Origin of the sequence: Streptomyces sp. NPDC048142 (assembly GCF_043202835.1) — a bacterium.
In the GTDB taxonomy this organism is placed as follows: domain Bacteria; phylum Actinomycetota; class Actinomycetes; order Streptomycetales; family Streptomycetaceae; genus Streptomyces.
The window spans coordinates 1-20,183 of record NZ_JBIDBC010000028.1; the positions used below are offsets into that span (position 1 = coordinate 1).

The following is a 20,183-nucleotide window of genomic DNA, read 5'->3' on the forward strand; positions in this document are numbered from 1 at the left end:
TCCAGCGTCAGGTCATCGGCGAAACGCCGGTCACCGGTCGCGTCGGGCACGTACTTCACACAGACAACGATCCTCAAGCTCACGCCGGCTCTCCTACTGCATCGTCTTTTCCGGGCTGCCTTGTTGCACGCAGCATAGGCGCCTTGTCGGGTCGAATCCGGTCAGGACGACCGAGGCTCCGAGCCCGATATTACTCACCAGTACACCCAGTCTCTTACCCCTGGGCAAGCGCCGCACATGTGACCTTGCCAACGCGGCGGGCCTGTGCGTGCGTGGCCTCAGTCTCGCAGAGCCGTGAACCGTCCCTGGTGGTAGACCAGCGGGCGGCCGGCTCCGGAGGGCGCTCCCGCCACGGCCTCGGCGATGACGATGCGGTGGTCCCCCGCCGGGATACGGGTCACGACGCGGCAGACCAGCCAGGCGGACACGTCGGCGAGGAGCGGAACGCCTTCGGGGCCGCTGCTCCAGTCGGTCGACGGGCCGAAGCGGTCGGCTCCGCTGCGGGCGAAGGTCGCGGCCAGTTCGCGCTGGTGCTCGCCGAGTATGTGGACGCCGACGTACTCGGCCCCGGACAGCACGGGCCAGCTGGAGGACGACGTACCGATACCGAAGGAGATCAGCGGGGGTTCGGCGGCGACGGAGGTCAGCGAGGTGGCGGTGAAGCCGACCGGGCGCTCCCCCGTGGCCGTGATCACGGCCACGCCCGCGGCGTGGCGGCGGAAGACCGAGCGGAAGAGTTCGGGCGTGGCGGCCCTCGGGTCGGGGGCGAGGTCGGGCGTTGCCGTCATGGACGTGTCCTTCTGCGAAAGCGGCGTACGGGTCCGTGGGGGCTCAGACACCCGGACAGCGCGCATTCGCATGGCGTGCGAGGTCCACATGGGCCCGGCCGTGAAGAAGGAGTTCTGGCGGCATAACGTCAGACTGACGATGCTTGGTGGGTGCAGTCAAGAGCGTGCCGGAATGTGGGAGATGCGTCACGGTCCGTCATATGGCGTGCCCGAGCGCCGCGACGACGTCGACCGTGCGGGGCTGGCCCGATGCCCGGCGGACCACCTCGCCCTCGGCGTCGAGCACCAGGACGGTCGGCGTCTTCGTGATGTCCAGCTGCCGCACCAGTGCGAGGTGGGCCTCGGCGTCGACCTCGATGTGGACGACCCCGTCGACCATCCCGGCCACCTCGTGGAGCGTGCGACGGGTGGCCCGGCACGGCTGGCAGAAGGCACTGGAGAACTGGACGAGCGTCGCTCGCTCCCCGAGTTCCGCGCCGAGTCGGGATGCGTCGAGCCGCTGTCCGTGCGTCCCTCGGTCCACCTGGTGCCTCCTGATCAGAGCTCTTCGTAAGGGCTCAGCACCGACCGCCGCCCGAACATTCCCGCAGCTCCCGGGGGATGTACACGTGACGAGAATCTCGCGCCCTACGTCCGCCGGGACTGGCCAGCGGCTCGCGCATGGGGCACCATCGCCACAATGCCGAAAACCTACGGCTGCGTAACTTCCGCCGGGAGAACCCTCCCCAGGCGCTGAAGAAGGGTCTTCTCCAGATGGCAGAACTCGTCTATCGACCGGTCGTCGGCGCCGCTCGCACCCTGTTCAAGGCGCTCGACCTGAAGATCGACACACAGGGTTCGGAGCACATCCCGAAGACCGGTGGTGCGGTGCTGGTCAGCAACCACATCAGCTATCTCGACTTCATCTTCACCGGCCTGGGCGCGCTGCCGCAGAAGCGGCTGGTCCGGTTCATGGCGAAGGAGTCCGTCTTCCGGCACAGGATCTCCGGTCCGCTGATGCGGGGAATGAAGCACATCCCGGTCGACCGCGACCAGGGCGAGGACGCGTACGCCCACGCGCTCCGGTCGCTGCGTTCCGGGGAGATCGTCGGCGTGTTCCCCGAGGCGACCATCTCGCAGTCCTTCACGCTGAAGAGCTTCAAGTCGGGTGCCGCGCGGCTCGCCCAGGAGGCCGGGGTCCCGCTGATCCCGATGGCGCTCTGGGGTACGCAGCGGATCTGGACGAAGGGGCGGCCGCGCAATTTCCGGCGCAGCCACATCCCGATCACCATCCGCGTCGGCGAGCCCGTGGAGGCGCCCTCCGACCAGTACGCCGGTGCCATCACCCGGCGGCTGCGGGAGCGGGTCCAGGAGCTGCTGGAGGCGGCGCAGCGGGCCTACCCGGTGCGCCCGAAGGACGCGGGCGACACCTGGTGGGTGCCGGCCCATCTCGGCGGTACGGCCCCGACCCCCGCCGAGGTGCGCGAGCTCGGCTGACGGCCGCCCCGCGACGGGGCGGCCGTCATGTCGCCGCGGTGCGTGGACGGTGATCCGCGCCCCGGGACTCAGCTGCTCCAGGGTCGCGGCGAGTTCGGCGCCCGCGGCGTCGAGCTCGCCGTTCGTCATGGGTGCGAGGCCCTCCAGGCGTTCGGCGAGCCTGCGGGCGGCGTCGTCCAGCAGGGCGGCGCTGCGGGTGTCGCTGGGGCCGTTGACCAGGCCGTGCGCCTCGACGGCGAGGTGGGTGAAGCCCGGTGCGATCGTGCGCACCTCGTCGGACACGGTGAGGGTGATCGTCTGCCTTACTGCCTGGCCGGGTGCGGTGGCTCGGCGCGGTGGTGCGGGGTACTGGGTGGGTTCAGAGGTCTCCGGGGAGGTTCCGCCAGAGCTCCGAGCGGTCCCGGGCACCTCTCAGCGCGCGAAGAATCACCTCGGGCGGTGCAGCATAGACTACCGGATAGTCGATTTCATTGAACTCTTTGCGTGCCACCCAGGCCAGTCGCTCCCGCTCCGGCGAGAACTGCGCGTCGATACCCGGCTTGTTGCCCCGGGGATCCACCCGCGCCCAGCGCCCGGCCCCGGGAAGCCGCAGCGCGACCAGGCCGTGGACCACCGGGTTCGCTCCGTCGCCGTCGGCGAGGCGCTGGTAGCAGAGACCGGCCGGGATGCCGCGGGCCCGCAGCAGGGCCGTGAGCGCGATCGATTTCGCGTGGCAGATGCCGTTACGGGTGGCGAGCACCTCGGATGCGCGCCAGGCGACCCGCGGGTCCCCCGAGTCGGCGGAGTGCGCAAGGGCGTCGCGGACATACTCGAAGGCGGCCCGCGCGTATGCGTATGCGGTGTCGGCGTCGAGCGCGAGGCGGGTCACCACCTCGCGGACCTGGGGATGCTCATGGTCGATGGCTTCGTCGGCGGCCAGATACGCGCCGATGTCCGGGGACTGCTGCGTCAGCTCCATGCTCGGAGAGCGTACGAAGCGGCCGACCGGAAGTCCATCGATTTCCGATCGGCCGCATAACTATGCGCGAGATGCGCTAGCGCGCCATTTCTTCCTTGAGCGCCTGGAGGAAGGCGTCGACATCGTCCTCGCCGGTGTCGAACGCGCACATCCAGCGGACGTCCCCGGCCGCCTCGTCCCAGAAGTAGAAGCGGAAGCGCTGCTGGAGCCGCTCGCTGACCGCGTGCGGCAGCCGGGCGAACACGGCGTTGGCCTGGACCGGGTAAAGGATCTCCACCCCGTCGATCGCCCGGACGCCCTCGGCGAGCCGCTGGGCCATGGCGTTGGCGTGCCGGGCGTTGCGCAGCCACAGGTCCTTGGCGAGCAGCGCCTCCAGCTGGACGGAGACGAAGCGCATCTTGGAGGCGAGCTGCATGGAGAGCTTGCGCAGATGCTTCATCGCCCGGACCGCGTCCGGGTTCAGCACGACGACGGCCTCGCCGAAGAGCGCGCCGTTCTTGGTGCCGCCGAAGGACAGCACGTCGACGCCGACCGCGTTGGTGAACGTGCGCATCGGCACGTCCAGGGAGGCGGCGGCGTTGGCTATCCGCGCCCCGTCGAGGTGCACCTTCATGCCGCGCTCGTGGGCGTGGTCGCAGATGGCGCGGATCTCGTCGGGGGTGTAGACGGTGCCCAGCTCGGTGTTCTGGGTGATCGAGACGACCTGCGGCATGGCCCGGTGCTCGTCGTCCCAGCCGTACGCCTGCCGGTCGATGAGCTCGGGGGTGAGCTTGCCGTCCGGGGTGGGCACGGTGAGGAGCTTCAGCCCGCCCATCCGCTCGGGCGCGCCGCCCTCGTCCACGTTGATGTGCGCGGACTCGGCGCAGATGACGGCGCCCCAGCGGTCGGTGAGCGCCTGGAGTGCCACCACGTTGGCTCCGGTGCCGTTGAAGACCGGGAAGGCCTCGGCCGTGGGGCCGAAGTGGCTGTGCATGACCCGCTGGAGGTGACCGGTGTAGTCGTCCTCGCCGTAGGCGACCTGGTGGCCGCCGTTGGCGAGGGCGATGGCCGCGAGTACTTCCGGGTGCGCGCCGGCGTAGTTGTCACTGGCGAAGCCGCGTACCTGCGGATCGTGGTGACGTCGTGCGTCGGTCCTCACGGTTGCGGAGTCAGCCACAGGCGCTTTCCGTTCACTTCGGGGGCGGGCTTGTCCCAGACGCCGGCGATGGCCTCGGCCAGCTCCGTGACGTCGGTGAAGCCCGCGAACTTCGCATGCGGGCGCTCGGCGCGCATCGCGTCGTGCACCAGTGCCTTGACCACCAGGATCGCAGCAGCGGTACGCGGCCCCTCCTCGCCCCCCGCCTTGCGGAAGGCGTCGCCGAGCGCGAGGGTCCACGCCTCGGCGGCGGCCTTGGCGGAGGAGTAGGCGGCGTTGCCCGCGGTGGGCTTGCTGGCCCCGGCGGCGCTGATCAGGAGATAGCGGCCCCGGTCGCTGCGCTGGAGGGCTTCCTGGAAGGCCAGCGAGGTCGACTGGACGGTGCGGATGAGCAGCTTCTCCAGGGCGTCCCAGTCGGACAGCACGGTCTCCTGGAACGACTTGCTGCCGCGCCAGCCGCCGACGAGGTGGACCAGTCCGTCGATGCGGCCGAACTCCGCCTCGGTGCGCTTGGCCCAGTCGCGGGTGGCGTCGAGGTCCAGCAGGTCGACGGTCTCGCCGGTGACGGTCGCGCCCCCGTGGGCGTACCGGGCGGCGTCCACCGCCTCGGCGAGCCGTTCGGGGTTCGCGTCGCATCCGACGACCGTCGCGCCCGCCTCGGCGAGCCGCAGCAGCGTCGCGCGGCCCGCGGGGCCGGCCGCTCCGGCGACCGCGACCACGGCTCCTTCGAGCACACCCGTCCCCTCGCCCGTACCGTTCGCGTTCATGGCCACCGCCTCCTCGGGAAAATGGTTCACGCGGCTGCCCGCTCGTCGTTCGCCGCGGTGATTCCCTTGGTGGAGGCAATCACGTGTTTCAGCTTCTTGGCGAGCGCCTCATAGAACATGCTCAGGGGAAACTCGTCCGGAAGCACGTCGTCAACGAGCTTGCGAGGAGGAAGTGTGAGGTCCAGGGCGTCGGGGCCCTTGGCCCAGCGCGATCCCGGGTGCGGGGCGAGGTAGGTGGAGACCAGGTCGTACGCGGCGAACCAGTGGACCAGCTTGGGCCGGTCGATGCCGTCGCGGTAGAGCTTCTCGATCTCCGCGCAGAGCTGGTTGGTGACCTGCGGGGCACGGTCCCAGTCGATCTTCAGGGTGTTGTCGGTCCAGCGGACCACGTCGTGCTTGTGGAGGTACGCGAAGAGCAGCTGGCCGCCGAGACCGTCGTAGTTGCGGACGCGCTCGCCGGAGACGGGGAAGCGGAACATCCGGTCGAAGAGCACCGCGTACTGCACGTCACGGCCGTGGGCGTTGCCCTCGGACTCCAGCTTCACGGCCTCCTTGAAGGCGGTGAGGTCGCAGCGCAGCTCCTCCAGTCCGTACATCCAGAACGGCTGGCGCTGCTTGATCATGAACGGGTCGAACGGCAGGTCACCGTGGCTGTGGGTGCGGTCGTGGACCATGTCCCACAGGACGAACGCCTGCTCGCAGCGCTGCTGGTCGCCGATCATCTCGCGGATGTCGTCGGGCAGCTCCAGGCCGAGCAGGTCGACGGAGGCCTCGGTGACGCGGCGGAAGCGGGCGGCCTCGCGGTCGCAGAAGATGCCGCCCCAACTGAAGCGCTCGGGGGCCTCGCGCACGGCGATGGTCTCCGGGAAGAGCACCGCGGAGTTGGTGTCGTACCCGGCGGTGAAGTCCTCGAAGGTGATGCCGCAGAAGAGCGGGTTGTCGTAGCGGTTCGCCTCCAGGTCGGCGAGCCACTCGGGCCAGACCATCTTGAGCACGACCGCTTCGAGGTTGCGGTCGGGGTTGCCGTTCTGCGTGTACATCGCGAAGACGACGAGGTGCTGGAGGCCGTCGGTCCGGTCCTTCGCGGGCTGGAAGGCGAGCAGCGAGTCCAGGAAGTCGGGGACACGGAAGCCGTCGGCGGCCCAGCGGCGCAGGTCGGTGACGAGCGCACGGTGGTAGGCGACGTCGTGCGGGAGGAGCGGGGAGAGCTCCTCGACCGCCGCGATCACCCGGTCGAGGACCTGCTCGACGGTGGCCGGGGACGGGGCGCCCTCGGCCTCGAAGTCGATGGATCCGTCCTTGGACTGCCAGGGGCGGATTTCCTCGACGGCATCCTTGAGCACGGGCCAGGCCGGGTGCTCGACCACCCGCTGGGCCGTAGCTATCGCGCCGTCGGTGGCGTTGTGCACAAGAATTTCCGTCATAACACTTCCTCCACGGGAGAACCTCGCGTGGATTCACCGTAGCCGTGCAGGGTTCCTCCCGACAAGGGGGCACTGAAAATTATCCTGCGTACCCCCCATGGTCACCGCTGTTTTTCCTGTCGTATTCCGGGAAGGCGCACAGTTCCCGCCGCCGCTCCTGGGCCCCGGCAACCGGGCCCGCACGGCAAGGGACATCGCGGGCCGTGGCCGCTACCCTCACCGGTGCCGTAGTGCCGTAGTTCCGCGCGGGCAGGAGCGGTCGACGGACAGCCGCCGACGGAAGCGAGGTCGCCTTGTCATTTCTCACCCTGGGTCATCGCGGAGTGATGGGCGTCGAGCCCGAGAACACCCTGCGTTCCTTCGTCCGCGCCGAGGCCTCCGGAATGGACGCCATCGAGCTGGATCTCCACCTCAGCAAGGACGGCGCGCTCGCCGTGATGCACGACGCGGAGGTGGACCGCACCACGGACGGGACCGGCCCGATCGCGGCCAAGACCCTGGCGGAGCTGCGCGAGCTCGACGCGGGGCAGGGCGAGCGGATCCCGGTCTTCGAAGAAGTCCTGGAGGCCGTGTCCTCCCCGCTCCAGGCGGAGATCAAGGACGTGGCGGCGGCCCGCGCGCTGGCGGACGTGATCCGGGAGCGCCGGCTCGTCGGCCGGGTCGAGGTGTCCTCGTTCCACGACGAGGCCGTCACCGAGATCGCCCGGCTGGTGCCCGGCGTACGCACGGTCCTGATCGCCAGTCGCTGGGGTGCGGACGTGGTGGACCGGGCGAGGACGGCGGGCGCGGCGACGCTCGCGCTGAACATCCGCCGCCTCACCCTGGAGGTGGTGGAACAGGCGCACTCCGAGGGCGTGAAGGTGATCGGCTGGGTGGTGAACACCCAGGACCAGCTGCGCCTCGCGCGGGCGCTCGGTCTGGACGGCGCGACGACCGACTTCCCCGAGATCCGCCGCACCGGGCGCTTCACGGCCTGAGAGCGGGCGCTCTCACGCGCTTTCCCCGGCGTTCTCGACGAGCGGGCCTTCCCCGATGTTCTTGACGAGCAGCTCGAAGGCCAGGTCGTCGCGCTGCGGAATGCCGAAGCGCTCGTCGCCGTACGGGAACGGGGTGAGCTGTCCCGTACGGCGGTAGCCCCGGCGCTCGTACCAGGCGATCAGGTCCTCGCGCACCGAGATCACCGTCATATGCATCTCGCCGACGCCCCAGGTCTCCCCGGCGATGCGCTCCGCCTCGGCGATGATCAGCTTGCCGAGTCCGCCGCCCTGGTGTCCGGGACGGACCGCGAACATGCCGAAGTAGGCGGCTTCGCCCCGGTGTTCGAGCTGGAAGCAGGCGACGAGCTCGCCGCCGCGCTCGACCGTGAGGAGCCTGCCCGCCGGGGCGTCGAGGACTTCGCGCACCCCCTGCTCGTCGGTCCGCTGCCCCTGGAGGATGTCGGCCTCGGTGGTCCAGCCGGTGCGGCTGGAGTCGCCGCGGTAGGCGGACTCGATGAGGGTCACCAGCGCCGGGATGTCGTCCTCGGTCGCGTCGCGGAAGGTCAGCCGGGCCGAGTCGGGGGTCGTCGCGGTGTCCATGGTGGGGCGCTCCGTTTCTCTGCTGCCGTACGCGCTCTCTGCTGCCATACGTATTTCTCCGCTGCCGTACGCACTCTCTACTGCCGTACGTAAGGCTCCGCTGCCGCGCGCACGGTCTCGCGGTCTCCGCCGTCGCGCGTGCGGTCGAGAGTAACGCGACCCCGTGCGCCCTGGGCGGGCCCCGGGCGCACCTCCTTCACACCCCCGTGCGCCGGGTTCGACGGCGGCCGCCCGGGCATCGATGGGGCGACCCTTAACAGTGGGTACGTCCGATCGGGGGGAGGCGCGCCGTGCACGGAGGGGCCCTGACCGGCTGGCTGCTGATGGCGTTGTGCGCGGTGAGCGGCGTCTACTGCCTGCTGTGCACGCGCGCGGGAACGCCGCAGGAGCGCCGCACCGCCCGCTCGGAGGCGCTCATGGGCTTCGGCATGGCGGCGATGGCCGTTCCGGCGGCGGCGCTGTCGCCCCCGGACTGGGCCTGGGCGGTGTACGCCGTGCTGTTCGGCGCGGCGGCGCTGCGGGCGCTGCGGCCCGCCCTGCGCGGCGGCCACCACCGGCACCATCTGGTCGGCTCGCTGGCCATGGTCTACATGGCCGTGGCGATGGCCCCGGCGGCAGCAGCAGGGAGCGGCGGGGGCGGGCATACCGGGCACGGGGCGGGCGGCGGAGCCGGAGGCATACCCCTGCTGACCGGGGTGCTGCTCGTCTACTACGCGTTCTACGTGCTGGGCTCGGCCGGCCGTCTGGTGCCCGGGACCGCCGTGGCCCCGGCCGGCGGCCCGGGAGTCGCCGGGCGGGGCCCGGGAGGCTTCGGGGGCGGGACGGACGGACGGCCCGAGCTCACGACGGCCTGCCGACTGACGATGGGCATCGGCATGTTCGCCATGCTGCTCACCCTGTGAGACAGGAAGTGGGACAGAACCCCCGCCGGACCGTGGTCTGCGTCACTTGCCGGTCGGGGCCGTACTCCGGCCGACCCGCCCCTCCTAAGCTGGAGCCATGCTGGTCTCCCTCGCGCTGCTGCTGCTCGGTGCACTGACCGCCCTGGTGACCCCGCGCCTGATGGCACGCGCCCGGTGGCCGGAGCGCGAGCCGGTCGTGGCCCTGTGGGTCTGGCAGTGCGTGGTGGCCGGGGTGCTCCTGTCGTTCGCCCTGTCCATGACGTTGAGCGCGGCCGCCGCCTGGCAGGCGGTGCGCGGCCATGTCTTCGCCCCCGCCCCGCACGCCGTCGTCGAGGCGTATGCCCTGGCGGCGTACGGACCGTGGTCGGCGGTCATCGCGGTGCTGCTGGCACTGGGCGGGCTGTGGACCGGGGCGATGCTCCTGCGGGAGATCCGGCGGGCGCGGCGTCGCCGCGCGCAGCGCCGGGCGGAACTGCTGGTGCGGGCCCCGCTGATGCCCGGCGAGGAGCCCGGCGCCGACCGTCTCGTGGTGCTGGAGGGCGAACGCCCCGACGCCTGGTGGCTGCCCGGCACGGCTCCGCGACTCGTCATCACCACCGCCGCGCTGGGCCGTCTGAAGGGACGCCAGCTCGATGCCGTGCTCGCCCATGAACAGGGGCACGCCCAGGCCCGGCACGACTGGCTGCTGCACTGCTCGTCGGCGCTGGCGATCGGTTTCCCGCAGATCCCGGTGTTCGCCGCGTTCCGCGACGAGATGCACCGGCTGGTCGAACTGGCCGCCGACGACGTGGCGTCCCGCCGCTTCGGCCGGCTGACGACCGCGCTCGCCCTCGTCGGACTCAACGAGGACCGGGGGGTGTTCGGCCCCTGCCCCACCCCGCACGCCCAAGTGCCCCTCCGGGTCAACCGGTTGCTGTCACCGGTCGATCGGCTGACGGCGGGCCGCAGGATCCGGCTGACGGCCGCCGCCGCACTGGTGCCGGTCGTCCCGCTGGTCGTGGCCTTCGTGCCGGGGCTCCGCGCGCTGGGATAGCCCCCGGGGCGCGGGGAAGCCGACTCCGCCGCCTTCCCCGCCGGGCCCGCCTGACGGCCGTCGTGAGCTGCGGGCCGCTCGTCCGGCTGCGCCGGGCGTACTGGATGCATCTGGGGGTGCTCCGGCTGACCTACGTCGTGGGCGGTGCGCTGCGGGGAGCGACCGTGGTGACGGCGAGCACCGCCGGGTACTCCCGATACGCGGCGCGCCCCGGGCTCCGGCCGGAGGGGAAGCGGCCCCTGCGGGCCCGAGAGGGGCGCTCTTGTCCGCACGGGGACGGAGCGGGAAGGATCGGCCCCATGGTGATCAAAGGCGTGCTGTTCGACTTCTCCGGAACCCTGTTCCGTATCGAGCCGGTCCGGGACTGGCTCGCCGCTGTGCTGCGCGAGGAGGACATCGACGTAACCCCGGAGGATTTCGAGCGGTACGTGAGAGAGCTCACGGCGGCCGGCGCCCTGCCGGGCGGCCCGCCCCCGGTCCGGGTCCCGCAGCAGCTGGCCGGCGCGATGGCACGCCGGGACCTGAGCGCCGCTCTGCACCGCGAGGCGTACACCGGTCTGGCCCGGGGCGTCACCCTGCCCGATCCGGGGCTGTACGACGCGCTGTACGACCGTCATATGCGGCCGGAGGCCTGGCAGCCCTACCCGGACACCGCGGAGGTGCTGGCGGCGCTGCGACGGGCGGGGACCCCGGTCGGCGTGGTCAGCAACATCGGCTGGGACCTGCGCCCGGTCTTCCGCGCCCACGGGCTCGACGCCCTGGTCGACGCCTATGTCCTGTCCTTCGAGCACGGACTCCAGAAGCCCGCCGCGGAACTGTTCCGCACCGCCTGCTCACTGATCGGCCGGGACCCGGCGGACGTGGTCATGGTCGGTGACGACCGGAACGCGGACGGGGGCGCGGCGGCGCTGGGCTGCGAGGTCCGGTTCGTGGACCATCTGCCGGCGCCGGAACGGCCCGACGGCCTGCGTTCACTGGGGCTGGTCCCGCGCTGAAGCCCGCAGCGAACAAGGGAAATCGGGCCGAAGTGTGAGGCATATCCCGCTGCGGATGGGGTAATGGCAGTCGCTTGTGGCCGTAGCCTGGTGGACATGTCCCCGATGCCGTCGTCCGTATCCGCGCATTCCGCCGTATCCGTGCGTCCCGCAACCGAGGTCAACGCGGAGATCCGCGAGCTGTGGCAGCGCTCGGGCGGCTGCCTGACGCCGCAGGACGAGGCGGAGTATCAGCGGCTGCTGGTGGAGTGGTCCGCCGCCACCGGCGGGAGCGTCCGCGCCGCCGCCTGACCTCCCTGGCGCCGCGGCCGAAGGCGGGGTGGGGAGATCGCGCCCGATCCGGCGATCCCCCGCGTCGCCGGATCCAGGCGCACCCTCGGCGTGCCACGTGGGACACGGCCGGGGGCCGCGCCGGGGACCGGAGTTGCGCAGTCCGCCGTCGCAGGGATCCAGCATGTCCCCACCCGGCTCATCGGTCAATGAATTTCCGGCGGCACACGCACCGGGGCCGGTGCCGCACGGGCGGATGACCGCCCGGGAGACACCGCCCCCGGAATGCGTGACGAGTCGGCTACCGGAACCGCTGACGGATCAGCGCTCGAAGTAGTCCGGCTGCGTCTGCACGTTGAGCTCGTCCAGCTTGACCCGCTTGGCCGGGTTGGTGCGCCGGTCGTTCAGCTTCAGCACGTCGAAGCCCTTGGCGATGTCGCTGGAGTAGATGTGGCCGTTGTAGTAGTACGCCGACCAGGGGCCGGCCGTGGTGACCCGGTCGAGCGTGACCGGGCCGCGCTCGAAGAAGGCGATCTCCTTGGGCTTGGACGAGTCGGTGAAGTCCCATACGGAGATGCCGCCCTGGTACCAGGCCTGGACCATCAGGTCGCGGCCCTTCACCGGGATGATCGAGCCGTTGTGGGCGACGCAGACCTCGACGTCGGCCTGGTGACGGTCGATCTTGAAGTAGCTGCGGAAGACCAGCTTGCGCTTGTCGCCCTTGCCGACGATGTCGTAGATGCCGTCGGCGCCCCGCTCGGGACCGACCTCCTCGTTGCAGGTGGCCGCGCCGCCGCCACCGAGCTCATCGGTGAACACGACCTTGTTCGCCCCCTGGTTGAAGGTCGCCGAGTGCCAGAACGCGAAGTTCACGTTGTCCTGGACCCGGTCGATGATCTTCGGGCGCTCCGGGTCCTTGATGGAGAACAGCAGACCGTCACCCATGCAGGCTCCGGCGGCCAGGTCCTTGGACGGCAGCACCGTGATGTCGTGGCAGCCGGTCGTGCTGGAGACGCCCGGGTTCTCGGGCGCACCGGGATTGCCGCCGTCCGGGAAGAGCACCGGGAAGTTGACGATCCGGGCCCTCTGGGGCGCCTTGAGCGGCACCTTGATGATGGAGATCCCGTCGTGCGGCGGCCGGCAGTCCGGGAACGCCTCGCTGGGCGAGTACGAGGAGACGTACACGTACACGTTCTTCTTGCCGTCCGGCACCAGCGTGTGCGTGTGGGAACCGCAGGCGGTCTCCACGGCGGCGATGTACTCCGGCCGCCGCTTGTTGCTGATGTCGAAGATCTTCATGCCCTCCCAGGAGGACTTCTCCGTGGCGGGCTGGGTGGTGCTGGAGCAGGAGTCGTCGCTGCGTGAGGAGTCCGTCGACAGGAACAGCAGGTTCCCGGAGACGGAGATGTCGTTCTGCGAGCCGGGGCAGAGGACCTGGGCGACCGTCCTGGGCTTCTTCGGCTTGCTGATGTCGTAGATGACGAAGCCGTCGTAGTTGCCGACGTAGGCGTACTTGCCCTGGAACGCGAGGTCCGTGTTGGTGCCCTTCAGGGCGCCCTTCGGCACGTTCGTCAGGTGCTTGATGTTGGAGCTGTGGACGATCTCGTCCACGCCGGGTATGTCACCGCCGGCTATCGCGGCCCTGGCCTCGGCCTGCTCGCTCCTGGTGACGGAACCGCGGTCGGCCGGGGCGTCACCCGGGTCGGGGGTCGCGGCCGCTGTGGTGGCCGTCAGCAGCGTGGCGAGGAGTCCGGCTGCGGCTGCCACCGCGCCCAGACGTCTGCGCCGCACGCGGGTGGTGTGCAACGAGGTCACTGCGTCCTCCCTTGTATCCGTTCGGGGTCGAACGGTTCATGGACCCCCGGCAGTATCGTCCCTCCCATGTACACATCAACAGATGGCAACACAGACGTAGGAAGAGTTTTTGATCTTTGGCCGGTGGAAGCGTGTTAGGACGGTCCGCAACAAACCATGTGGCACAGGAGGTCTCCGTGTTGATCCATCGCCGGTCCGCGACTCTGCGCTCAACCGCTCTCGCGGCGGCGGCGGTTGCCGTCGTACTCGCCCTGGGAGCCTGTGACGCGGACAGCAGTGACGGGGCGTCGAACCAGGCCAAGGACGCAGGTCCGGGCGTGGTCGCGCCCGGCAGACCGGGTGAACCCGCCCGGACGCTCTCCGCCGAGGAGGCCGTGAAGGAAGCCGGTCAGGACACGGCCAACTCCGCGGACTTCCGCTATACGCAGATGATGATCGAACATCACAGGCAGGCGCTCGTGATGACCGACCTCGTCCCGGAACGGGCCTCCTCCACCACCGTCGAGCGGCTCGCCGAACGTATATCGGCCGGTCAGAAGCCGGAGATCGGCGCGATGGAAGGATGGCTGAAAAAGAACGGCGGCGACCGGCGCCAGCAGCAGCACGACCACTCCGGGATGCACGGCATGGCGACCGACGCCCAGTTGAAGAAGCTGCGCGCCGCCGAGGGCAAGGCCTTCGACGTGCTCTTCCTGAAGCTGATGATCACCCACCACCAGGGAGCGATCACCATGGCCACGGAGGCGCTCACCGAGGGGAACGACGTCATCGTCGAGGAGATGGCGAGCGACGTGATCGCCCAGCAGACCGTGGAGATCAACCGGATGCGCGGGCTGATGGACTGAGCCGCTCGCGCACCCGGCCGCCTGCCCCGTGCATGCGGCGGTGCGGATCGGCCCGGTGGTGCGATGCTGGAAGCAACCTCCGGGAAGAGGTGCGCCGTGCTCTCAGTCGCCGTCGTCGGTTCCGGTCCCAGCGGGGTCTACACCGCCCAGGCCCTGCTCCAGCAGTCGCTCGTGCCCGATGTGCGCGTGCACGTCCTGGACCGGCTGCCCACCCCGTACGGACTCGTGCGGTACGGGGTGGCGCCCGACCACGAGAAGATCAAGTCGCTGCAGAACAGTCTGCGGGCGGTGCTGGAGGACGAGCGGGTCACCTTCGTCGGCAACGTCGGCGTCGGCGGGGCGGACGGGGTCTCCCCTGCCCGGCTCGCTGAGCTGTACCACGCGGTCGTCTACTGCGTCGGGGCGTCGGCGGACCGCCCGCTGGCGGTGCCGGGCGAGAGTCTGCCGGGCAGCTACTCCGCCACCCGCTTCGTCTCCTGGTACAGCGCCCACCCGGACATCGGCTCCGATCCGTTCGAGCTGGACGCCCGCTCGGCCGTCGTGATCGGCGTGGGGAACGTGGCGGTCGACGTGGCCCGGATCCTGGCGCGCGGCGCCGACGAACTGCGGACCACCGACGTACCCCCCGCCGCGCTCAGCGCGCTGGCGGCCAGCCGGGTGCGCGACGTGCACATCGTGGGCCGACGGGGCCCCTCCCAGGCCCGGTTCACCACCAAGGAGCTGCGTGAGCTCGGGGCGCTGCCCGGGGCGCGGGTCGTCGTCGACCCGGCGGAGCTCGCGCTCGACCCGGCGTACGCGGCTCCGGACGGCCCGCCCGGATCGCTGCCGCTGCCCGCCGTGGTGCGGCGGAACCTGGAGGTTCTGCGCGGCTGGTCGGCGGGCGCGGCCGAGGATGTGCCGGGCGGGGCTCCGGGCGCGGCCGGTGCCGCGCGCCGTATCCGGCTGCGGTTCTTCCTGCGGCCGGTGGAGGTGCTGGAGCGTGCCGGGCGGGTCGCCGGCGTACGGTTCGCCCGGACGGCGCCGGACGGCGCGGGCGGGGTCCGGGACACCGGGGCGTACGAGGACGTCGAGGCCCAACTGGTCCTGCGGGCGGTCGGCTATCGCGGGGTGGAGCTGCCGGGGCTGCCCTTCGACCCGGCGCGCGGCACGGTGCCGCACGCGGCGGGCCGGGTGCTGAGGGACGGGTCGCCGTCGCCGGGTGAGTACGTGGCGGGATGGATCAAGCGGGGGCCGACCGGGGTGATCGGCTCGAACCGCTCCTGCGCCAAGGAGACGGTGGCCTCGCTCCTCAAGGACGCGGCCGGACTGACGCGGCGTGCGGCGGCGGACGATCCGCTGGCCATGCTGCGGGCGTGGGGGCTGCGGCCGGTGGAGTGGGCCGGCTGGCTGTCGATCGAGCGCGCGGAGGCGGAGCTGGGCCGTTCGCTGGGGCGCGGCCCGGTGAAGATCCCCGACTGGCCGGGGCTGCTGGCCGCGGCCCGGGACGAAACCCGCTGAGCTGCGCCCCGCCCGCGCTATCGCTCCCGGGTCGCCACCACCAGCCGGGCCCGGGGACTGCCGTCGGGGCGCGGTCCCAGATCGGTCAACGGCAGCAGCCGCACGGAGAATCCCGCCTGCGTCAGGTCCTCCAGCACATCGCCGAGCCGGAACGTGCGGTAGTACATGATGAACCGCGGCCGCCACAGGGCGTTGCGCACCCGCATCGCGGCGTCGAAGCCGAGCAGCGACCAGTAGGCGCGTGACCCGACCGGGGGCGGTGCGCCGAGCGGGAAGACGAACTGTCCGCCCGGCCGGAGGGATCCGTGCACCTCGGCGAAGAGGCCGAAGCGTTCGGCGGGCAGGAAGTGGCCGAACGCGCCGAAGCTCAGGGCCAGATCGAAGACGGGCGCGAAGGGCAGGGAGCGGGCGTCGGCCCGTACCCAGTCCACCGCCGGCCCCGCGCTCCCGGGCGGGAAGGCGCCCCGGGCCTCGGCGAGCATGCCCGCGCTGAAGTCGACCCCGACGGCCCGTTCCCGGCACAGCTGCCGGAGCACGCCCACTCCCGCGCCGGTGCCGCAGCAGACGTCGAGCCCGGTGTCGAAGGGGCCGAGCTCGCGCACCGCCCGGGTGACGGCGTCGAGCACGCGGTCAGGGGTGCGGTAGGGCGTCCGGTCGAACTTCGGGGCGAGGAGGTCGTATCCGCGCTCGGTCGATGAGAGCGCCTGGACGGCCAGTTCGCGCACGGTGGGGCCCTGTTCGGTGAACATCAGTGGCCACCTTACCGACATCGCGCACGCAGCGCTGACGGTCGCGGCGCAGTGCGGGGACCCGGACGCGCCGGGTGCGTCAACGGCCTTCGGGGAGCCGCCGCTTGAGGGTGATCGCGGTGTCGGCGGCGTACGCCTGGGTCCAGCTGCGGCCTGCTCCGGACTTCCAGGTGACGTGGACCGTGGAGCCGTCGGTCCGGGCGCTCTCCACGGTCATGGCCCGGTCGCCGTCGCGCACGTCGCCGCGCCGCAGTTCGCCCGCCTCGACCGTGACGGGTCGCTCCCCCGGCGCGTTCTCGGTCTCCTCGGCCGCCCGGAGGAGTGCGGCGGCCAGCTCGCGGGCCGCCTCGGGAGTGCAGGACCAGAGGAGCTCACCGGCCTGGGGCGAGAGCCGGATGCCGACGCGGGGAGCCGGGCCGGCCTCGCCCTCGACGACCGTGACCGGAGCGGGCTCGTCTGCGGTGACCTTGACCGGGGCGGGCTCCCCCGCGGTGACCGTGACCGGCACGGGGTGGCCGTCGGCGTCCGTGATCCCGCTGCCCATCATCGTCTCCTCGGTGTCTCCTGCGCCGTTCCCGGACTGCTGTCCGGGCCGCCCCCGGGTTGCTGTCCGGCCGCTGTCCCTCCTTCGCCAGCATGTCAGCTGCCGACGGCGGGGCGCGCGGGCGGGGCGCGCGCCGGCCTGGTCCGCCGGGGGCTTGGGACCGCCCGGGGGCTCGGGCGGTCCGGCGGGCGGGCTCCGGGCAGGGGAACACGCCACCGGCGGGCCGCGGGCGTGTGCGCGGGCCACTGTCAGTGGCCGGGTGCAAACTGACACTGTTCCGGCACAACAGCGTTTCGGGAGGTCCAGGACCATGACCGACGTACTGCTCACCGCAGGCACCCGCAAGGGTCTCTTCATCGGCCGCAGACGCGGCGGGACCTGGGAGATCACGGGCCCGCACTTCAACGCGCAGGCGATCTACTCGGTCGCCGTGGACACCCGGGGGGACACTCCGAGGATCCTGGTCGGCGGGGACAGCGCGCACTGGGGACCGTCCGTCTTCCACTCGGACGATCTGGGTGAGACCTGGGTCGAGCCGCGACAGCCCGCGGTGAGATTCCCCAAGTCCACCGGGGCGTCGCTGGAGCGCGTCTGGCAGCTGCACCCGGCCGGCCCCGAGGCGCCGGACGTGGTCTACGCGGGCACGGAGCCGGCCGCGCTGTTCCGTTCCGAGGACCGGGGCGAGTCGTTCGAGCTGATCCGCCCGCTCTGGGAGCACCCGACCCGCTCGCGGTGGGAGCCGGGCGGTGGCGGTGAGGGGCTGCACACCGTCCTGACCGACCCCCGGGACGCCCGGGCGGTGACCGTCGCCGTGTCGACGGCGGGCGTGTTCCGGACGAAGGACGGCGGTGCGAGCTGGGCTCCCTCGAACAAGGGCGTTTCGGCGGTCTTCCTTCCCGATCCGGACCCGGAGTTCGGCCAGTGCGTCCACAAGGTCACCCGGGACGCGGCCGACCCGGACCGGCTCTATCTGCAGAACCACTGGGGCGTGTTCCGCAGCGACGACTCCGGCGACCACTGGAGCGACATCGGTGCGGGCCTGCCCTCCGACTTCGGGTTCGCCGCCGTCGCGCACCCGCACCGCGGCGACACGGCGTACGTCTTCCCGATCAACGCCGACGCCGACCGGGTCCCGGCGGAACACCGCTGCCGGGTGTTCCGTACGAGCGACGCGGGGCGCACCTGGGAGCCGCTCACGCAGGGCCTGCCGGACGGGGCGCACTACGGCACGGTGCTGCGGGACGCGTTGTGCACCGACGACGCCGATCCCGCCGGGGTCTACTTCGGCAACCGCAACGGCGAGCTGTACGCCAGCGCGGACGACGGGGACAGCTGGCGGCAGCTCGCCTCGCATCTGCCGGACGTCCTGTGCGTGCGGGCGGTGACGCTCGGCTGACGGCAGTTGATCGGAGTGGTCGTATCAGCAGTAGAGTGCGGGCCGTGGCAGCACGACCGTTGAAAGAGATCATCGAGCCGGGGTGGGCCGACGCCCTCGAACCCGTCGCCGAACGCATCGCCGCTATGGGCGACTTCCTCCGCGCGGAGATCGCCGGGGGGCGCACCTACCTGCCCTCCGGGGCTCACGTACTGCGGGCGTTCCAGCAGCCGTTCGAGGAGGTGAGAGTGCTCGTCGTCGGCCAGGATCCGTATCCCACCCCGGGACACGCGATCGGGCTGAGCTTCGCGGTGGCCCCCGACGTCCGGCCGCTTCCGGGCAGTCTGGAGAACATCTTCCGGGAGCTGCACGCGGATCTGGGGCTGCCCAGGCCGTCCAACGGCGATCTCACGCCGTGGACGCGGCAGGGGGTGCTCCTGCTCAACAGGGCGCTGACCACCGCGCCCCGGCGGCCCGCCGCCCATCGGGGCAAGGGCTGGGAAGAGGTCACCGAGCAGGCCATCAAGGCGCTGGTGGCCCGGGGCACTCCGCTGGTGTCGGTGCTGTGGGGGCGCGACGCCCGCAATCTGCGCCCGCAGCTGGGCGACTTTCCCGCGATCGAGTCCTCGCACCCCTCCCCCATGTCCGCGGACCGGGGTTTCTTCGGTTCGCGGCCGTTCAGCCGCGTCAACGAACTATTGGAGCGCCAAGGGGCTCAACCGGTGGACTGGCGGCTTCCGTGAGCCACCCCCCGGCGTCGCCCGGTCCGGCCGGAACGGGTCCGCCCGGAGCCGGCGCACCTGTCCTCGGGGTCGACTCCGGGGGCTCCGGGCTGCGGGTGGCGCTCGGCCGGGTGGGGCTGCCCGGGGCTCTCTCGACGACGGTCTGTGCCGAGCCGGTACGGACGGGGCCCGGCGGCATCGACGCCGGACATCTGCTGGACCAGCTGCTGCCCGCCGCCCGGGAGTTGCTGGCGCGGGCGGCCGTGTCCGCGCCCGACGACGCCCCGACGGGCGAGATCGCGGCGCTGGCGATCGGGGCCGCCGGGATGGCCACCCTGGGCGAGCGGCTGCGGGCGGAGCTGCCCGGCGCACTCGCGGACGCGCTGGGGGTACGCCGGCTGGCGCTGGCCGCCGACGCGGTGACGGCCTACGCGGGCGCGGTGGGACAGCGCCCCGGGGCGGTCGTCGCGGGCGGCACGGGCATGATCGCCCTCGGTACGGACCTGACGGAATGGCACAGGGCCGACGGGTGGGGTCATCTTCTGGGTGACAGTGGCGGCGGTGCGTGGATCGGCCGGGCCGGGCTGGACGCGGCGATGCGCGCCCATGACGGGCGGCGCGGCGGTTCCCCCGCGCTGCTGGACCGGCTGCGGGCCGTGTTCGGACCGGCCGAGGCACTGCCGGGGCTGCTCTACCCGCGCTCCGACCGGCCGGCCGTGCTGGCCTCGTTCGCCCCGGAGGTGGCGGCGTGCGCCGGAGCGGATCCGGTCGCCGCCGGCATTCTGCGGGCGGCCGCCGGCCATATCGCAGAGGCGGCGGCCGCCGTGTGCCCGGCGGCCGCGCGCGCGACGACCGCCGGGCAGGACGGCGAGGCCGGTGGGGTCGGCGAAGTGGCCCTGACGGGCGGCCTGTTCCGGATGGGTGACCCACTCCTCCTGCCCCTGCGTGAGGAGCTGGCGCGTCTGTTGCCAGGGGCGCGCGTGACCTCGGCGGCGGGCGATCCGCTGACAGGCGCACTCCGGATCGCGTGCGCTCTGGCGGCCGGGGATCTGCGCTTGCCGCGCCACCCGACGATGCTGTTCGTGCCCCGGGAGCACGAGACCGGACAGCCCGTCGGAACGACGGTGCGCGACGAGCCCCGTACGGAGTGACGGGCCGGGGGACGGAGAGGGAGGCGGAGCGGAAACGGACGCAGACCGGGCGGAACGACGAGCCGACAGACAGGGACACTCCGGTGGTACATGACTGATCGGACATAAGCGGATAGTTAACGCTCGACCGGACCCTCCCCGAACAGAGGGGGAGGCAAAA

The 20,183-nt window shown here is 71.8% G+C and carries 21 protein-coding genes and 2 pseudogenes; 11 read left to right on the top strand and 12 right to left on the bottom strand.

What is annotated here, in order from left to right; genetic code table 11:
• From ACGF2Y_RS28105 to ACGF2Y_RS28115, 3 genes and pseudogenes are all read right to left on the bottom strand, one after another.
• A pseudogene (locus tag ACGF2Y_RS28105) lies at positions 1-83 on the bottom strand (electron transfer flavoprotein subunit beta); the annotation flags it as partial.
• A 195-nt stretch (positions 84-278) separates the two neighbouring features.
• On the bottom strand, positions 279-788 hold the full coding sequence (locus tag ACGF2Y_RS28110; RefSeq protein WP_392952971.1) for a flavin reductase family protein: 510 nt from the start codon (positions 786-788) through the stop codon (positions 279-281).
• 196 nt (positions 789-984) lie between these two features.
• Positions 985-1,311, bottom strand: a complete 327-nt coding sequence (locus ACGF2Y_RS28115; RefSeq protein ID WP_392952973.1) for a thioredoxin family protein — start codon at positions 1,309-1,311, stop codon at positions 985-987.
• 230 nt (positions 1,312-1,541) lie between these two features.
• On the opposite strand from ACGF2Y_RS28115, the gene ACGF2Y_RS28120 reads away from it, so the two are divergent.
• The gene (locus ACGF2Y_RS28120; protein ID WP_392952976.1) at positions 1,542-2,264 is read left to right on the top strand and encodes a lysophospholipid acyltransferase family protein; all 723 of its coding nucleotides are present in this window, start codon (positions 1,542-1,544) and stop codon (positions 2,262-2,264) included.
• A gap of 129 nt (positions 2,265-2,393) precedes the next feature.
• Here ACGF2Y_RS28120 and ACGF2Y_RS28125 read toward each other — a convergent pair.
• The 5 genes and pseudogenes from ACGF2Y_RS28125 to ACGF2Y_RS28145 all read right to left on the bottom strand — a co-directional run.
• Positions 2,394-2,558, bottom strand: a pseudogene (locus ACGF2Y_RS28125) (cytoplasmic protein); the annotation flags it as partial.
• Positions 2,559-2,622: 64 nt separating this feature from the next.
• Entirely contained in the window at positions 2,623-3,222 is a 600-nt protein-coding gene (locus ACGF2Y_RS28130; RefSeq protein WP_392952979.1) for a transglutaminase family protein, read from the bottom strand.
• Positions 3,223-3,298: 76 nt separating this feature from the next.
• A complete protein-coding gene (locus tag ACGF2Y_RS28135) occupies positions 3,299-4,360 on the bottom strand; it encodes a threonine aldolase family protein (protein ID WP_392953186.1) in 1,062 nt (353 codons plus the stop codon).
• A complete protein-coding gene (locus ACGF2Y_RS28140) occupies positions 4,357-5,124 on the bottom strand; it encodes an SDR family NAD(P)-dependent oxidoreductase (RefSeq protein ID WP_392952982.1) in 768 nt (255 codons plus the stop codon). The genes ACGF2Y_RS28135 and ACGF2Y_RS28140 overlap by 4 nt, the downstream gene beginning before the upstream one ends.
• 26 nt (positions 5,125-5,150) lie before the next feature.
• Complete coding sequence (locus ACGF2Y_RS28145) at positions 5,151-6,548, bottom strand: DUF6421 family protein (protein ID WP_392952985.1); 1,398 nt, start codon at positions 6,546-6,548, stop codon at positions 5,151-5,153.
• Between the two features lie 293 nt (positions 6,549-6,841).
• Between ACGF2Y_RS28145 and ACGF2Y_RS28150 the strand changes: the two genes are divergently transcribed.
• A complete protein-coding gene (locus tag ACGF2Y_RS28150; protein WP_392952987.1) occupies positions 6,842-7,525 on the top strand; it encodes a glycerophosphodiester phosphodiesterase in 684 nt (227 codons plus the stop codon).
• A 12-nt stretch (positions 7,526-7,537) separates the two neighbouring features.
• Here ACGF2Y_RS28150 and ACGF2Y_RS28155 read toward each other — a convergent pair whose 3' ends face one another.
• Positions 7,538-8,125 carry a GNAT family N-acetyltransferase gene (locus tag ACGF2Y_RS28155; protein WP_392953189.1) on the bottom strand — a complete coding sequence of 196 codons (588 nt, stop codon included), beginning with the start codon at positions 8,123-8,125 and terminating at the stop codon, positions 7,538-7,540.
• Positions 8,126-8,415: 290 nt separating this feature from the next.
• On the opposite strand from ACGF2Y_RS28155, the gene ACGF2Y_RS28160 reads away from it, so the two are divergent.
• The 4 genes from ACGF2Y_RS28160 to ACGF2Y_RS28175 all read left to right on the top strand — a co-directional run bounded on the left by ACGF2Y_RS28160 (position 8,416) and on the right by ACGF2Y_RS28175 (position 11,346).
• Positions 8,416-9,027, top strand: a complete 612-nt coding sequence (locus ACGF2Y_RS28160; RefSeq protein WP_392952990.1) for a DUF5134 domain-containing protein — start codon at positions 8,416-8,418, stop codon at positions 9,025-9,027.
• Between the two features lie 97 nt (positions 9,028-9,124).
• Entirely contained in the window at positions 9,125-10,060 is a 936-nt protein-coding gene (locus ACGF2Y_RS28165) for a M56 family metallopeptidase (protein WP_392952992.1), read from the top strand.
• A 299-nt stretch (positions 10,061-10,359) separates the two neighbouring features.
• Entirely contained in the window at positions 10,360-11,055 is a 696-nt protein-coding gene (locus tag ACGF2Y_RS28170) for an HAD family hydrolase (protein ID WP_392952995.1), read from the top strand.
• A gap of 96 nt (positions 11,056-11,151) precedes the next feature.
• Entirely contained in the window at positions 11,152-11,346 is a 195-nt protein-coding gene (locus ACGF2Y_RS28175) for a hypothetical protein (RefSeq protein ID WP_392952998.1), read from the top strand.
• A gap of 300 nt (positions 11,347-11,646) precedes the next feature.
• Here the strand turns inward: ACGF2Y_RS28175 and ACGF2Y_RS28180 are convergent, their stop codons facing one another.
• Positions 11,647-13,140, bottom strand: a complete 1,494-nt coding sequence (locus ACGF2Y_RS28180; protein ID WP_392953000.1) for an LVIVD repeat-containing protein — start codon at positions 13,138-13,140, stop codon at positions 11,647-11,649.
• A gap of 158 nt (positions 13,141-13,298) precedes the next feature.
• Here ACGF2Y_RS28180 and ACGF2Y_RS28185 point away from each other — a divergent pair, with 158 nt between their 5' ends.
• Both ACGF2Y_RS28185 and ACGF2Y_RS28190 read left to right on the top strand, forming a co-directional pair.
• Positions 13,299-13,985 (top strand): DUF305 domain-containing protein, encoded by a 687-nt coding sequence (locus tag ACGF2Y_RS28185; protein WP_392953003.1) that lies wholly within the window; start codon positions 13,299-13,301, stop codon positions 13,983-13,985.
• Positions 13,986-14,081: 96 nt separating this feature from the next.
• Positions 14,082-15,482, top strand: coding sequence for an FAD-dependent oxidoreductase (locus tag ACGF2Y_RS28190; RefSeq protein ID WP_392953006.1), 1,401 nt, complete (start codon positions 14,082-14,084; stop codon positions 15,480-15,482).
• 17 nt (positions 15,483-15,499) lie between these two features.
• Here ACGF2Y_RS28190 and ACGF2Y_RS28195 read toward each other — a convergent pair whose 3' ends face one another.
• Together ACGF2Y_RS28195 and ACGF2Y_RS28200 are read right to left on the bottom strand one after the other, a co-directional pair.
• Positions 15,500-16,231, bottom strand: coding sequence for a class I SAM-dependent methyltransferase (locus ACGF2Y_RS28195; protein ID WP_392953009.1), 732 nt, complete (start codon positions 16,229-16,231; stop codon positions 15,500-15,502).
• Positions 16,232-16,310: 79 nt separating this feature from the next.
• Entirely contained in the window at positions 16,311-16,775 is a 465-nt protein-coding gene (locus ACGF2Y_RS28200; protein WP_392953192.1) for a hypothetical protein, read from the bottom strand.
• Between the two features lie 310 nt (positions 16,776-17,085).
• On the opposite strand from ACGF2Y_RS28200, the gene ACGF2Y_RS28205 reads away from it, so the two are divergent.
• From ACGF2Y_RS28205 to ACGF2Y_RS28215, 3 genes are read left to right on the top strand one after another with little or no spacing between them, the layout of a single operon-like run.
• Positions 17,086-18,171, top strand: coding sequence for a WD40/YVTN/BNR-like repeat-containing protein (locus ACGF2Y_RS28205; RefSeq protein ID WP_392953011.1), 1,086 nt, complete (start codon positions 17,086-17,088; stop codon positions 18,169-18,171).
• A gap of 44 nt (positions 18,172-18,215) precedes the next feature.
• Positions 18,216-18,893 carry a uracil-DNA glycosylase gene (locus ACGF2Y_RS28210; protein WP_392953014.1) on the top strand — a complete coding sequence of 226 codons (678 nt, stop codon included), beginning with the start codon at positions 18,216-18,218 and terminating at the stop codon, positions 18,891-18,893.
• Positions 18,890-20,023 carry a BadF/BadG/BcrA/BcrD ATPase family protein gene (locus tag ACGF2Y_RS28215; protein ID WP_392953017.1) on the top strand — a complete coding sequence of 378 codons (1,134 nt, stop codon included), beginning with the start codon at positions 18,890-18,892 and terminating at the stop codon, positions 20,021-20,023. Before ACGF2Y_RS28210 ends, ACGF2Y_RS28215 begins: the two co-directional genes overlap by 4 nt.
• Positions 20,024-20,183 lie beyond the last annotated feature (160 nt).

What these genes read in the sequence shown, in the direction of transcription:
- ACGF2Y_RS28175 (WP_392952998.1), top strand. Translation starts at nt 11,152, where the DNA reads ATGTCCCCGATGCCGTCGTCCGTATCCGCGCATTCCGCCGTATCCGTG.
- ACGF2Y_RS28155 (WP_392953189.1), bottom strand. Translation starts at nt 8,125, where the DNA reads ATGGACACCGCGACGACCCCCGACTCGGCCCGGCTGACCTTCCGCGAC.
- ACGF2Y_RS28145 (WP_392952985.1), bottom strand. Translation starts at nt 6,548, where the DNA reads ATGACGGAAATTCTTGTGCACAACGCCACCGACGGCGCGATAGCTACG.
- ACGF2Y_RS28170 (WP_392952995.1), top strand. Translation starts at nt 10,360, where the DNA reads ATGGTGATCAAAGGCGTGCTGTTCGACTTCTCCGGAACCCTGTTCCGT.
- ACGF2Y_RS28130 (WP_392952979.1), bottom strand. Translation starts at nt 3,222, where the DNA reads ATGGAGCTGACGCAGCAGTCCCCGGACATCGGCGCGTATCTGGCCGCC.
- ACGF2Y_RS28205 (WP_392953011.1), top strand. Translation starts at nt 17,086, where the DNA reads ATGACCGACGTACTGCTCACCGCAGGCACCCGCAAGGGTCTCTTCATC.
- ACGF2Y_RS28195 (WP_392953009.1), bottom strand. Translation starts at nt 16,231, where the DNA reads ATGTTCACCGAACAGGGCCCCACCGTGCGCGAACTGGCCGTCCAGGCG.
- ACGF2Y_RS28120 (WP_392952976.1), top strand. Translation starts at nt 1,542, where the DNA reads ATGGCAGAACTCGTCTATCGACCGGTCGTCGGCGCCGCTCGCACCCTG.
- ACGF2Y_RS28140 (WP_392952982.1), bottom strand. Translation starts at nt 5,124, where the DNA reads ATGAACGCGAACGGTACGGGCGAGGGGACGGGTGTGCTCGAAGGAGCC.
- ACGF2Y_RS28165 (WP_392952992.1), top strand. Translation starts at nt 9,125, where the DNA reads ATGCTGGTCTCCCTCGCGCTGCTGCTGCTCGGTGCACTGACCGCCCTG.
- ACGF2Y_RS28110 (WP_392952971.1), bottom strand. Translation starts at nt 788, where the DNA reads ATGACGGCAACGCCCGACCTCGCCCCCGACCCGAGGGCCGCCACGCCC.
- ACGF2Y_RS28200 (WP_392953192.1), bottom strand. Translation starts at nt 16,775, where the DNA reads ATGGGCAGCGGGATCACGGACGCCGACGGCCACCCCGTGCCGGTCACG.